The organism is Flavobacterium sp. J372 (assembly GCF_024699965.1).
Lineage (GTDB): Bacteria > Bacteroidota > Bacteroidia > Flavobacteriales > Flavobacteriaceae > Flavobacterium.
The window spans coordinates 1,338,193-1,351,173 of sequence record NZ_JAJOMZ010000004.1; the positions used below are offsets into that span (position 1 = coordinate 1,338,193).

Genomic DNA, 12,981 nt, shown 5'->3' on the forward strand with positions numbered 1-12,981 from the left:
ATTACTTATTAGTAACAGGCGTAGGTGTCGTTTTTGCAGGTTGTGCCTGAGCAGGAGTGCTGTTAGTTGCAGGCGTACGCCTTGGGGTAGCGGTTGTGCCTGCAGGCCTTGACTGGGTAGACGGCAATGCTGTGTTAGCCGCAGGTTTTGAAGGTACAGGTTCACGCTGCGTCCCTTCCTGCCTTCTTTCTACCGGTGTTTGCTGAACAGTATCCCTTACAATCCCGGTATTTGGCCCTAATGGAGTATAAATATCCGTTATCCAGCCTGAAGGTTTTTTAGTTTGCTGTACGTTGCGGGTGTAAACCTCAATGTACTGGCCACCGGTGTTTTCCTGTAATGCTTTTGTCCTGACTTCTTTCGCCGAAGCATCCCAGGCTTTTTTAAGATGCGAGTAGTCTCCGTGAAGTGTAGTTTTAAGCGCCTGGAAGCCTTCCAGCCTCCCGCCTTCATACTCACTGCCCGGCATTGTGAAAATCTCTTCTTTAATAGGAATGCACACTGCAAACTGCATTTCGGCACCCTGCCTGCCGGTATTTGTATAAATCACAAATGGCGCACCATTCAGGGCTATTTTATTTGTCTTGGCAAAATCTGTAAGCTTAGCCGTAATTTCATTGATGCGGGTAGTGGCATCTTTAGCCGGAACTTTTACAGCCTGCTGCAGGTAATAGGTGCCGGTTTTACTCACAACACCAATAACATCTACCTTATAAGTTCCAAGTTCATGCACAAGGAATTTGTTAAGATTTTCTAGTCCCTTGTCAAGAGTAGATTCCAAACGCTCCTGCACACCGCCCTGTAAAACAGCATAGGCTTTATCTTTAAAGCTCAGCTCACCCTTAATGCGAACAGAAACTTTTGTAGCGCTGCCCGCCTTTTTAAAGGCCCATGCTATATCACTGGGATATCCATTTATAACGGCCTTTTGTATGATAGAGTCGTTTTCTGCAACGCGTACAGTCTCAACGCTGCCATCACTTCCGTCAAGTTTCCATGAAGTTTTTGCACCCTGCCCAAATGCCACATCAGAAAATGAATAAACCGCTGTGGTATCATTGTTTGTAAGTATTCCTACATTTTCCCAATTACGGTAATCATTGATGTAGTTGAAGATAACAGGCGCCTGAACACTGATGGTTTTTTCTTTCCTGATGTCATATTTTCCTTCCTGGGTGGCAATAAACACTGTAAGCGCTATTGCAACCAAAAGCAGTAAAAGGAAAATATATTTAAGGATTCTCATCCGGGTGGTTTGGGTGTTGAGTTTGCCTGTAAAATTAGGAATAAACTGTAAGAAACCAAAACTTTGTTTCAGGCAGCTTAGGCTTATTTTCCATCACATTCCACAAAATTTTCAGGATATGGCGTCATACTTACTTTATCTGCCAATATATAGATATCCTGACTTTTGGTGTATAAATCAATTTCTTCGCTTACCTGCCCCTGATGTAGCGCTTTACGGTGTGTTGTTGTTGTGTATTTACCCACCTTATCTGTGACATGGTAATTAAAAGAAATAATATTGTCATAATCATTCCTGAATTGTATTTTCCAGCGGTATTGCTCACCATGTTTGCCCAGCTCAAGCAGGCGATACGAAATATTGCTGTAGCAGCTGGTTTTCTGCCATTCATCCCACTGCGGTTCCTGTGCAGAGGCACAAAGTCCGAATAGAAGCAAAAGTAAGGCGGCTATTTTTTTCATGATTATTTTGGTTGTGGTTGGGTTTGTTGCATATGGTTGACAGAAGCAGGCTGCGTTTTAGTATCAGGTATGATTTGTGTCCTGCCCAGGTCATAAAAGTTTACCAACTGCAGTCCCGGTCTGAAAGGAATAGTTATTTGCTCAGTATCAATTACACCATCCTGGCCATATTTCCTGATTACGAAATTATTATAGCTCTCTTTCAGTGAAACACGTGTATAACAAATTGTTGATGGTAACGTTTGCCAGTTGCGCGTGTCTGCCTTTTCGGTAGATGCCCCTGCAATATCAGCCCCTGCCTGTATTACATCACCCCAGCCTTTGCCCAGTGTTTGGTCGGCAATGGCACCCAATCCCGCACCGGTAGCTTTTTTTGCTGCAAAACGCACCGCAATGTCAATAGCCTCCCGCAGCATACGGTCTTTAAGGCATTGCTTGGCAATAGGGTAAAAATCCTGCCCAAGCTCCAGTGGCTGTTCATTTCCATTTACAACTACGGTTGCCTTAGTATAATATGTTGGCCTAACCCTGTATTTAGGAATGGCAATTGCATTAATAACACCAAGATTTGCATCAGGAGGAATTGGTATAATGATAGGTTCAGAAACTTCGCCGTCATTATAAGTGCCTACAAAAGCACCACCGGCACCCGAAGCAGTTATTACAACCTGGTCTTTCGCAGCGATAAGCCCATTTTCCCAAAAAATGATGGCTTCGCCTGCAGGCCTCTGCTGCGGAAGGTTTGGTTCGCCATATTTCTTTACATACTTTTCGTATTCCTCACGGAAGCCCATAATCCTTGCAGTCCGCATCAGGTCGGTTTTAAGCTGCTGCGGCATGGGTGTGCCAAAGAATTTGCCTTCGTTTTTAGCATAAATTTCCTCGGCATTACGATAGGCGATGAAGGCATTGTTCACATCGCCGGTAGACTCATAAATTATTCCCTGAAGTATCTGTGAAAAGGCATCTTCGCTATATTTATTCTTATTCTCCTTGTACTTTTCATTAAGCTCATACAGCTTAATATTGATGCGTTTTGCCTCGACCAATGCATCTGCAGGTCTGCCTAAATGAAAGTAATTCAGGGCCTTGTAATAATGTATAGATACTTTTTCAAAGTCCTCACCTTTGTAAGGTTCGGCCATTGGGTTAGTAAACTTAGCCGCAACATATTGGCCCGCATTGGTTTTAATCTTATCATCAACCATTATATAGGCCTGCTCAAGATAATTATTGCTGGCTTCATAATTACCAAGAAGATGCTCAACTTTACCTTTTTCTAAAAGATATAATAGTTTATTTCGCTCTTTTTGCAAAAGGCGGTTACCGTCAAGGCCTGCGCTGGCTTCTTTAAAATTACCATTGTATAGGTTTACTTCAATGTCGGCGGTCTTTGAATTATAGGTGCTGCATGAAGCTGCGGCAGCAAGCAAAACAGTAAGTGCCAGGCTGCGTGCTGCCCTGTAAATGCTCCCGGCTGGTATCATATTACTTTGATATTACCTTCTTAATCTTCCTGTCGCCAATCCATACTTTATCGTTGGTCTGGATATTAGTAAGTTCAAGGTCAATCTGGTAGAAAACAGTTTTTTGTTTGCCCGCCTGGTCAACAATAGAGTTGAGGGTACCCTGAAGCATAAAATCAGCACCGTTTTCAAGACCGAATTTTTTCATGGTAGATTGAGATGCAAAATTCTGTTGGTCAGCTCTTTCAGCGCGTATTTCTTCACGCATTGCACCCGCCTGTACAAGTTTCATGCGGCCTGAATTGATTATTTGCTTCTCAATATCTTTCGAGAAAGTTTCGGCAGGAATATGTTCGTGCGATTTATTAGTGATCATCCCCACAATTATAACGGGCTTCTTACCATTATTTTCTGCGGCATAAGTGCTGTACCAAGAGTGTGACATAAGCTCTGCGGTGATTTCTTCAGCGGTAATGCGTGAGTCGGTTTCGTTCCAGCGGCCGCTAAGGTCGGTTACAGAATTTTCATCTACGCGCTGAACAGCTGGAGTTGATTTGCAGCTGTTTAAAGTTAAAACAGTGGCTGCCATAATTGCGATTGAAGTAATGATGCGTTTCATTTTACTGACTGATGTTTTTTTGTTTTACAAAGGTACAGAATTTAAGAGACTCTTAACATTCTATGTTTTAATTGGCATAAACATATACCGTGCCAAAAATTAACAGGAAAGCACTTTGTAAAAAAAAATATTTTAATGCTTAAGATATGTTTTGATAAAAAATAATGCGAGTATAAAAATAATGAAGCCAATCAGAATCCAGTAGCTGCCCTTATAATATTTTTTATGCAGAATGGCATCCTGGCGATATACGTATACCATAACCCCGATGAAAACAATGATAAAAAGTACTGCAAAAACAAGCTGTCCTGTTGTAAACATGTTGAAATCTTTTTGGGGCGAAGTTACGGCTTAACTTCCTGTTTTACTACATTTATCACCTAAATATGTAGTTATGAAAAACCAGTTGGAAGCCGTACAGCTTTTTCACGAATCGTTTGGATTGGGGGGTGGGGCAGGCGCCGAAAGCAAGCCTTGGCGAAGCAGTGAACATGCTTCGCTATAACCTGATGAAAGAAGAGAATGAAGAATATCTTGAAGCTGTGCAAAATAATGACCTCACCGAAGTTGCCGATGCGCTGGGAGATATGCTTTATATTTTATGTGGAACAATCATATCGCATGGGCTGCAGCATAAAATAACAGAAGTGTTTGAAGAAATACAGCGAAGCAACATGAGCAAGCTGGGCCATGACGGCAAGCCTATATATCGTGAAGACGGTAAAGTGATGAAAGGGCCGAATTATTTCAAGCCTGATTTCAGGGTTATTTTAGAATTATAGCCAAAAGGCATAAGCCACTAGCTGCTGACTCGGGATGAGTGAGAACTAGTGGCTTATGGCTAAATTCTTTTGGCTGAAGCTATATTTTTACTGTCCACCCAAAGGTATCATCAGCCAGCTTATATTGTATGTTGGTGAGTTTTTCTTTTATTTCAAGTGCTACAGGCTTTTCCAACTTCGGCAATTCGTAGTATTTGTCTTTGTACGAGAAGCCCACAATAGGGTTCACTACAGCTGCCGTACCTGCCCCGAAAATCTCCTGTAGTATTCCGTTTTCGGCGGCAGCAATAAGCTCATCAACCAGAACCGGACGTACTTCAACTTTAATATTTTCACGCTCTGCAAGCTCAATGATGCTCTTGCGTGTCACACCGTCAAGAATCCTTTCACTGGTTGGCGCAGTGTATAATGTGTCTCCAATACGGAAAAATACATTCATTGTTCCAGCCTCCTCAAGCTTGGTATGTGTAGCATCATCCGTCCATATTATCTGCTGGAAGCCCTGCTCATTGGCAAGCTTTGTAGGGTAAAACTGTGCCGAATAATTTCCCGCAGCCTTGGCCGCACCAATACCACCGTTTGCCGCACGGCTGTAGTGCTCGGCAATGATAACTTTCACTTCGCCGCTATAATAAGCCCGGGCAGGGGAGAGGATTATCATAAACCGGTATTGTGTAGAAGGCGCTGCGATAACGCCAGGGCCAATAGCAATCATGAAAGGGCGTATGTACAACGAGTTACCTTTGCCTTTTTTACCCATGCACGCTCCATATCAAGCAGCCTCTGCATACCTCCCAGAAAGATTTCTTCAGGAACTTCAGGCATGGCAAGGCGCGTGGCCGACATGTTGAAACGCTCATGGTTCTGGTCGGGGCGGAAAAGCCATACATCATCATGCTCATCTTTATACGCTTTCATTCCTTCAAAAATGGCCTGCCCGTAATGGAAAACCTTTGCTGAAGGATCTATAAGGAAGGGTTCATATGGTTTTATTACAGGCGTTTCCCACTCATCGTTGCGGTAATCGCATACCAGCATGTGGTCAGTAAACGTATTGCCGAAGGTGAGGTTTTCAAAATCTACATCGCCTATTTTTGTATTTTCAGCGCGTTGGATACTAATATTGAGAGGAGAATTATTAATCATCTCGGGTAGGTTGTGTTAGTTTAAGTTGTACTGGCAAAATTACTAAAAAATGATGCCGCGGTTTCCTGAATGTTAAAAAAATAGTTTTCAGTTGCAGTCTCAGTTTCATACCACCGCGTTTCAAGGGCCGTTATTTAAAGTTATTCTCGTGATTTACTGTAAACTGTGACTGCGAGTGCTCACTAAAATTTTGCTGTTTCGTTTTTCTATTTACCTTTGTCCTTTAACCGTTTAATCATCTCATGAAAAAAATAGCAATTGCGGCTGCTGCACTTATTACACTTGCGGCCTGCCAGAATAAAGAATCTAAAGAGACTACTGTTACAACTGAAGAGACTGTTATTGAGGGTAAAGCTGATACTACAATAGTAGATACGGATACCGTAGTGTCAACAGAAACTGGTATTGAAGAAGGTGCTGTGCCTGCTGTAGAAGCTGACGCTAAAAAAGCTGATGAAAAGCCTTCAGATAAAAAAGTAACCGCTGTAAAGCCCGCTGCAGAAGTTAAGGTAGAATATGCATCGTTCGGTGATAAAATTGCGGCTGTAAATGCGCTTTCTAAAGATGAGATGCTGAAGAAATACAGGACAATGAAGCCGGGTGATACCATCGCGGTGAAATTTAAATCGAAAGTAAAAGATGTTTGCCAGAAGAAAGGCTGCTGGATGGCAATGGAACTACCGGGTGGTAAAGAATCTTTCGTAAAGTTTAAAGATTATGCATTTTTTGTACCGCTTAACGCTGCCGAAAGTGAAGCAATTGTAAGCGGAAAGGCTTTTGTAAGCGAAACATCGGTAGCGGCGCTAAGGCACTATGCCAAGGATGGCGGCCAGAGCGATGCTGAAATTGCAAAAATCACTGAGCCAAAAGTGGAATATAAATTCATGGCTGACGGCGTACTGATAAGCAAATAATGAAGAAGCTGATAACCGCTGCTTTGTGCTGCACATTTCTTTTTGCCTGTGATAAAAAGGCAGATGTAGCTGAAAAACTTATTACAGATACGATAGCCAAAGCTCCTAAAGCCAAAAAGGAATTTAAGATGTATGAGATGAGCGAAATGGCAGCGCTTATGGAGCAGATGTATGTGGATAACCAGCGCCTGAAAGAGCGTATTATCTCGGGCGATACGATTGGGACTTTCCCGGAGCATATTTTGAAAATGCACTCGTCTGCAATGACCGACCCGAGTGAGAATGACGCATTTTTCAAAGAACAGGCGGCTAAGTTCATCGCGGCACAGCGAAAGATTTATGCGGACCCGAAGAACGCAAAACAGCATTTCAACGATGCGGTCCAGTCTTGCGTAGCCTGCCATGAGCAAAAGTGTGAAGGCCCAATACCGAGGATAAAGAAATTGTATATAAAGTAAACAAAGGCCTGTCTGTTAAGATGGGCTTTCTGGTTTATGAGTGAAGTTCCATTTCGACCGGAGCGCAAGGCAGTGAAGCGAAGTGGAGAAATCTCTAGCCCATTAAAGAATTCACGGCTACGCAAGCTCCGCTCGAAATGGAAACACAGTATAGAGAAAAACAGTAGCCAAATGTTTCAGACAAAAGGTACACACAACTACTATGTTTATATAATTACAAACAAAGCTAAAACGGTACTGTATATTGGATTTACCAATGATTTAAAAGAGAGGTTGTACTACCATCAAAATCCCGAAGCACATTCAAAGGCTTTTTCAGCCAAATATAACTGTAGATATTTATTGTATTGGGAGAAGTACGCAGATGTACAAACTTCAATTGACAGAGAAACACAGTTAAAAAAGTGGAATAGGGAGAAGAAGGAAGCATTAATTACAGACTTTAATCCTGAATGGAAATTTTTAAACGATGATATTTGAGTGGTGAGCCAAAGTGAAGTGGATTTCGACCGAAGTGGAGAAATTTCTGAATTAAAACTGAGATTTCTCGGCTCCGCAAGCTCCGCTCGAAATGGAAAAGCGTAATTTTGACTTAGATGAAAAGAGAAATAATAAAAACCGCTGACGGCTCTGTTACCATCCACATCCCGGAGATGAAGGAAAGCTATCACTCCAAATTTGGGGCGATACAGGAAGCACAGCATGTTTATATACAGAATGGGCTGGCGATGTTTGAAGGTAAAGATATAGATATACTGGAATGTGGTTTTGGCACCGGGTTAAACGCCTTTATGACATTTCTTGAAGCGCAGAAATCAGGGCAGCAAATTAAATATACAGGTGTAGAGGCTTACCCGGTTTCCGAAGAAGAAATTGCACAACTGAATTATGTAAACGAACTGCAAGCTCATAATTGCAAAGATTTTTTCGTTAAAATGCATACCGCACCATGGGGAGATGAAGTTAAAGTTTCCGCAAATTTTACGTTAACAAAGCGGCAGCAGCATTTTCAGGAAATAGAAGATGTAAATTTGTATGATTTGGTATATTATGATGCTTTCGGATACCATGCCCAGCCCGAGCTCTGGGGTGAAGATATATTCAGGCTCATGTATACAGCTCTGAAACCGAATGGTGTACTCATAACTTATGCCTGCCGTACTGTTATCAAAAACGCAATGACAGCAGCGGGCTTTACTGTAAAAAAGTTAGCGGGGCCACCCGGCAAGCGTGAAATTCTGCAAGCAATTAAGTATTAAATTTTAGTTAATAAATTAAGTAATTGTGAATGTTAAATAAAAATATATGAATAATTTGTTTTACGAAAACGTTTTATGAGTATATTTGTTGAAACGTTCTTATCACCTATAACTTTAATTATTCACTTAGAAAGAATGCCAAGACCTATGTTTAGCTACACTAAAAAGATTCTGGAAAGCGTAAGCTTCGACCCGAAACTTTTTAGTAAGGAACTGGAAAAAGCAATAAAAGTTTTATTGCCTTATGAGATAGAGCAACTGATAGACTGGCTTCACGGTTTTGTTACAGAAAAGCCGGAATTAAAAGATTGCCTTATCTACGTTGAACAATAAAAAAGGAGCCCTGACCGGGCTCCTTTCTTTTTTATAGATGTGAAAATTATTTTTTCTGCATCGGGCTGGTTATATCCACGTTATGGAAGGCGATGGCGCCTTTAACTACGCCGGCAATGGTGCTGCGCAGTGCTTCAATAATATGAAGCTTCAGTTCTTTCTTACCGTATATAAGGCTCACTTCGCGTGATGGCTTCGGCTCTTTAAAATGGCGTAGTTTTGCGGCCGATTTTGGCGGCATATCCATAGTATGCAGGTAGGGCAGCATGGTCATTCCCAAGCCTTCATCTGCAAGCTTTACCATAGTTTCAAAGCTTCCGCTCTCAATCTGGAAATGGTTATCATTCATCAGCGCTGTGTTTCGGCAAACGTTCAGCACATTATTTCGGAAACAGTGTCCGTCCTGCAACAATAATATGTTATCAAGGTTTTCTTCAAGGTCTTGCACCTCAAACTCTTTCTTTTAAAAGAAGGATTGTTTTCGGGTACATAGGCAACAAACGGCTCATAGTACAATACCACCTCCTTAATGCTTTCTTCGCCAAGCGGTGTAGCGGCTATGGCGGCATCAAGCTGGTCGTTCTTAAGCATGTAAATAATTTCAGATGTAGTGCGCTCCTCAATTATAAGGTTAACCTTAGGGTATTTCTTTATAAAGTTATTCATGAACATCGGCAACAGCGTAGGCATGATAGTAGGAATGATGCCAACCTTAAAATCACCGCCAATAAAGCCTTTTTGCTGGTCAACAATGTCTTTAATGCGGCCTGATTCATTCACTATATTTTTGGCCTGAACTACAATCATCTGCCCCACTTCGGTAAGCTGTATGGGTTTTTTGCTGCGGTCAAAAATCTGGATGCCAAGTTCTTCTTCAAGTTTTTGTATCTGCATGCTAAGTGTTGGCTGTGTTACAAAGCATTTTTCGGCAGCAAGGGTAAAGTTCTTATGTTCGGCAACGGCCAGCACATAATGTAACTGGGTAATGGTCATAAAATAGATTTTGACTATAAAAATATAAAAAGGTTTCATAAAATGTATGGAAGCACGGGTTAATTTTGATTAATTTTGAAATTCAACTAACCTATAAAAACATAAAACATGGCAAATAAAAATCAACAGCCGGAGACGAATATACTGGGCTTACCTACCAAAGAATCTGAAGTTATTGCAGCAGAATTGAACATACTGCTTTCAAATTTCCAGATATATTACCAAAACCTTCGCGGTGTGCACTGGAATATTCGCGGTAAACGTTTTTTTCAGCTTCACGTGAAGTTTGAGGAGCTTTATAACGATGCCCAGGAAAAAATTGACATGATTGCAGAGCGTGTGCTTACACTTGGTAAAACACCGTTGCATACATTTGAAGATTACATAAAAAATAACCGCCTTGAAGTAGGCCGTGATGTAAGCCGCGATACAGAAGCTGTACACCTTGTGATGAACTCACTTGCAGACCTGCTAAAGATTGAGCGCGTGATACTTGACGAATCGGGCAAGATAGGAGATGAAGGTACAAACAGCATGATGAGCGACTTTATCAAAGAGCAGGAAAAGACTATCTGGATGCTTAAGGCCTGGTGTGAGGAAGAAATATAACACTTACTTTAACCGGATCGGTTCTATTTTTGCGTATATTCGCACAAATGAAAATTCTGGTAAACATAGTTTTAATAATGTTTCTGTCATTCCTGGCGGCTCCTACAGTTGTGAGCCTGATAGATAATGATGATGCAGACATATCTATGGTTTACAGCCTTACTGAAGAAGAAATACAGAAAGAGATAAAAGAAGTAAAGGCATACGCAGAATATGAATACCAGCCGGTATTTTTTGAGACAGCAAAGCAATCTTCAGAAATAAAATCAGAAAATCTTCAAAGGCATGGCAATGTCTTTGAAGAAATTTTCTCTCCCCCACCCGAAACAGTATAGTACTTAAATGAGCCTATCTGGCAGCCGCAGGCAATTTTACCTGCACAATTTATCGTATTATATTTTATCGGGTTTATGACAAAAAACACAAACATTTTTGCAAACCTCAGGTCAGATTTTCCTTCAGGCCTTGTGGTTTTCCTTGTGGCTTTACCGCTATGTCTCGGTATTGCCCTGGCGTCTGGTGCGCCGCCGCTTTCAGGTATTATTGCAGGTGTAATAGGCGGTATCGTTATAGGCAGCCTCAGCCGTTCGCATATCAGCGTATCTGGCCCTGCTGCGGGCCTTACATCAATTGTACTTGCAGCAATAACCTCATTCGGCTCTTTTGAGCTTTTCCTTCTTGCTGTGGTGCTTGCCGGTTTTTTCCAGGTAATCCTGGGCTTTTTAAAGGCGGGCAGCATATCTAATTATTTTCCTGCCAATGTTATTGAAGGCATGCTTGCGGGCATTGGGGTGATCATCATCATCACTCAGTTGGAGCATGCGGTGGGATATGATAAAGATTATGAGGGAGATGAACAATTCTTCAGGCTTGACGGGACCAATCCGTTTTCAGACATACCAGTGATTTTAGAACGTTTTGAAACAGGTGCAATTATAATATCACTTGTGTCGCTTGCCATACTCATAGCCTGGGATAAAATACCTGCGCTTAAAAGGCTCAGGCTTATACCAGGTGCACTTGTAGCCGTTGCAGCAGGTATTGCGATAAACCAGATATTTATTGCTACAGGCAGTTTTGCTCTCGGGATTGAACATCTTGTTAAGCTGCCTCAGCTAAGGTCGTTTCAAGATTTCAGCAATGTACTTGTTATGCCCGACTTTACAGGTATAGGCAATACACAGGTATGGATTACAGCCCTTACAATCGCTGTGGTGGCTTCTATTGAAACATTACTATGTATTGAGGCCAGTGACCGCATGGATGTGCAAAAGCGTTATACTGACACTAATATTGAACTTAAGGCGCAGGGTATAGGCAATATATTGAGCGGATTTATAGGCGGCCTGCCCATGACATCGGTTGTGGTACGGTCTTCGGCTAATGCTGCAGCCGGCGCGCGAAGCAAAATGTCAACCATCATACATGGTTTCCTGCTCTTAATTTGTGTTCTGGCAATCCCTATGATACTAAATATGATACCGCTTGCTACGCTGGCTGCCGTACTTTTAATGGTTGGCTATAAACTGGCAAGCCCTTCAAAACTTAAGTATTTCTGGGCTAAGGGTAAATACCAGTTCATACCGTTCATAGCCACACTGGTAGTTGTAGTGGCCTTCGGGTTACTGTATGGTGTTGCCATTGGTATGTTTATAAGTATTATATTTATCATGCGCGGCAATATGAAACGGGCTTATAATTTCCGCAGAGATGAATATTCAGCCGGTGATGTGATACATATAGATTTGGCGCAGGAGGTTTCTTTCCTGAACAAAGCAGCAATTAAATCAACACTTAATGAAATACCTGAAAATTCTAAGGTTATCATCAATGCATCAGATACTGTGTATATAGCTCATGATGTTCTTGAGCTTATTGAAGAGTTTCGGGATGTGAAGGCTAAAGAAGAAAATATTGAAGTAATACTGCTTGGCTTTAAAGAAGCGTATGAACTTGAAAATACCGGTGATTATGTTTCTATAGAACATCCGGACAATAAAAAATAATCAGTTATAATAAACAACATAAACCCATAAAAGCAAATCTAACCTATGAGTACAGACTTTTATAAAAAGATTTTAGACAATAACAGGATCTGGAGCGAAACGAAACTTAAAGACGACCCGGAATATTTTGAGCGCCTTTCAAAAGGGCAGTCGCCACCATTGCTTTGGATAGGCTGCAGCGACAGCCGTGTGCCCGCCAATGAAGTAATTGGCGCGCAGCCGGGCGAGGTATTTGTACACCGCAATATTGCCAATATGGTAATACACAGTGATATGAATATGCTTAGCGTTCTTGACTATGCAGTAAACGTATTGAAAGTAAAGCATGTAATTGTTTGCGGACACTACGGTTGTGGTGGGGTTAAAGCTGCAATGGGCAGTGACCATATAGGACTTATAGATAACTGGATAAGGCACATAAAAGATGTGTACAGGCTTAACAGCCAAGAACTTGACGCCATTGAAGATGAAACCGCACGCTTTAATGCCTTTGTTGAAATAAATGTGAAGGAGCAGGTTACAGACCTTGCCAAAACATCTATTGTACAAAATGCATGGCGCAACGGCCAGGAACTTTGCCTTCATGGGTGGGTTTACGGCCTTGATACAGGCATAGTAAAAGACCTGCAGGTAAACTTTTGCGGAAATGAAGATCTTGATAAAACTGACCGTTTAAAATTTTAGTTTGG

General features: G+C 41.7%; 13 protein-coding genes and 3 pseudogenes. 10 read left to right on the plus strand and 6 right to left on the minus strand.

All coding sequences use genetic code 11. From position 1 onward, the window contains the following. Position 1: 1 nt before the first annotated feature. The 4 genes from LRS05_RS06725 to LRS05_RS06740 form a co-directional block, all read right to left on the minus strand. Complete coding sequence (locus tag LRS05_RS06725) at positions 2–1,246, minus strand: hypothetical protein (protein WP_257867606.1); 1,245 nt, start codon at positions 1,244–1,246, stop codon at positions 2–4. A gap of 83 nt (positions 1,247–1,329) precedes the next feature. Further along, positions 1,330–1,707, minus strand: coding sequence for a hypothetical protein (locus LRS05_RS06730; RefSeq protein ID WP_257867607.1), 378 nt, complete (start codon positions 1,705–1,707; stop codon positions 1,330–1,332). Between the two features lie 2 nt (positions 1,708–1,709). Then, positions 1,710–3,194, minus strand: a complete 1,485-nt coding sequence (locus LRS05_RS06735; protein ID WP_257867608.1) for a COG3014 family protein — start codon at positions 3,192–3,194, stop codon at positions 1,710–1,712. A gap of 1 nt (position 3,195) precedes the next feature. Next, positions 3,196–3,792: a penicillin-binding protein activator LpoB gene (locus LRS05_RS06740; RefSeq protein WP_257867609.1), complete on the minus strand. Its 597-nt coding sequence runs from the start codon at positions 3,790–3,792 to the stop codon at positions 3,196–3,198. A gap of 394 nt (positions 3,793–4,186) precedes the next feature. Between LRS05_RS06740 and LRS05_RS06750 the strand changes: the two are divergent. Continuing rightward, positions 4,187–4,574: pseudogene (locus LRS05_RS06750) on the plus strand (hypothetical protein). Positions 4,575–4,653: 79 nt separating this feature from the next. Here LRS05_RS06750 and LRS05_RS06755 read toward each other — a convergent pair. Then, positions 4,654–5,720: pseudogene (locus tag LRS05_RS06755) on the minus strand (branched-chain amino acid aminotransferase). 242 nt (positions 5,721–5,962) lie between these two features. On the opposite strand from LRS05_RS06755, the gene LRS05_RS06760 reads away from it, so the two are divergent. The 5 genes from LRS05_RS06760 to LRS05_RS06780 all read left to right on the plus strand — a co-directional run bounded on the left by LRS05_RS06760 (position 5,963) and on the right by LRS05_RS06780 (position 8,684). Continuing rightward, positions 5,963–6,634, plus strand: coding sequence for a DUF4920 domain-containing protein (locus LRS05_RS06760; protein ID WP_257867611.1), 672 nt, complete (start codon positions 5,963–5,965; stop codon positions 6,632–6,634). Then, entirely contained in the window at positions 6,634–7,092 is a 459-nt protein-coding gene (locus LRS05_RS06765; protein ID WP_257867612.1) for a hypothetical protein, read from the plus strand. The genes LRS05_RS06760 and LRS05_RS06765 overlap by 1 nt, the downstream gene beginning before the upstream one ends. 171 nt (positions 7,093–7,263) lie before the next feature. After that, positions 7,264–7,572 carry a GIY-YIG nuclease family protein gene (locus LRS05_RS06770; protein WP_257867613.1) on the plus strand — a complete coding sequence of 103 codons (309 nt, stop codon included), beginning with the start codon at positions 7,264–7,266 and terminating at the stop codon, positions 7,570–7,572. A 116-nt stretch (positions 7,573–7,688) separates the two neighbouring features. After that, entirely contained in the window at positions 7,689–8,351 is a 663-nt protein-coding gene (gene mnmD, locus LRS05_RS06775) for a tRNA (5-methylaminomethyl-2-thiouridine)(34)-methyltransferase MnmD (RefSeq protein WP_257867614.1), read from the plus strand. A gap of 135 nt (positions 8,352–8,486) precedes the next feature. Further along, a complete protein-coding gene (locus LRS05_RS06780; protein ID WP_257867615.1) occupies positions 8,487–8,684 on the plus strand; it encodes a hypothetical protein in 198 nt (65 codons plus the stop codon). A 46-nt stretch (positions 8,685–8,730) separates the two neighbouring features. Here LRS05_RS06780 and LRS05_RS06785 read toward each other — a convergent pair. Beyond that, positions 8,731–9,677 (minus strand): annotated as a pseudogene (locus tag LRS05_RS06785) (LysR substrate-binding domain-containing protein). 108 nt (positions 9,678–9,785) lie between these two features. Here LRS05_RS06785 and LRS05_RS06790 point away from each other — a divergent pair. The 4 genes from LRS05_RS06790 to can all read left to right on the plus strand — a co-directional run bounded on the left by LRS05_RS06790 (position 9,786) and on the right by can (position 12,976). Then, a complete protein-coding gene (locus LRS05_RS06790; protein WP_257867616.1) occupies positions 9,786–10,286 on the plus strand; it encodes a Dps family protein in 501 nt (166 codons plus the stop codon). 47 nt (positions 10,287–10,333) lie between these two features. After that, the gene (locus LRS05_RS06795) at positions 10,334–10,621 is read left to right on the plus strand and encodes a hypothetical protein (protein WP_257867617.1); all 288 of its coding nucleotides are present in this window, start codon (positions 10,334–10,336) and stop codon (positions 10,619–10,621) included. A gap of 75 nt (positions 10,622–10,696) precedes the next feature. After that, positions 10,697–12,292, plus strand: a complete 1,596-nt coding sequence (locus tag LRS05_RS06800; RefSeq protein ID WP_257867618.1) for a SulP family inorganic anion transporter — start codon at positions 10,697–10,699, stop codon at positions 12,290–12,292. A gap of 45 nt (positions 12,293–12,337) precedes the next feature. Continuing rightward, positions 12,338–12,976, plus strand: a complete 639-nt coding sequence (gene can / locus LRS05_RS06805) for a carbonate dehydratase (protein ID WP_257867619.1) — start codon at positions 12,338–12,340, stop codon at positions 12,974–12,976. Positions 12,977–12,981 lie beyond the last annotated feature (5 nt).